This window comes from Plesiomonas sp. ZOR0011 (assembly GCF_000800945.1).
Classification (GTDB): domain Bacteria; phylum Pseudomonadota; class Gammaproteobacteria; order Enterobacterales; family CAMTGL01; genus Plesiomonas; species Plesiomonas shigelloides.
Window position 1 is genome coordinate 1 of sequence record NZ_JRKB01000144.1, and the last position, 345, is coordinate 345.

Genomic DNA, 345 nt, shown 5'->3' on the forward strand with positions numbered 1-345 from the left:
CTGCCCAGCGATGGGCAACCGTTATCCAGCCAGCAGGCGCAGGCCGAGCCCTTGCGCCGTTATGACGCTGCGGGCCGGGTCAGCCAGATAGGGCCCAATCAATACCGCTACGACAAGTGCGGGCGGCTCAGTGAAAAGGTGGTATCACGCCCCGGTTTCCGGCCTCAGACCACCCAATTTGAGTGGGATGGCTTTGACCGCCTGCAACGGGTCATTTTGCCCGATGGCAGCCGCTGGCGTTACCGCTACGACCCCTTTGGTCGGCGTATCGGCAAGGAGCGGGAGGGGCAGGTGAGCCAACTCACCGCGATAACCCGCGTCCACTATCGCTGGGACGGTGACCAG

Annotated in this window: 1 pseudogene; it reads left to right on the top strand. The window is 63.8% G+C overall.

Features of this window, described 5'->3' with window-relative positions:
• Positions 1 to 138 precede the first annotated feature (138 nt).
• Positions 139 to 345 (top strand): annotated as a pseudogene (locus tag L975_RS18780) (type IV secretion protein Rhs); the annotation flags it as partial.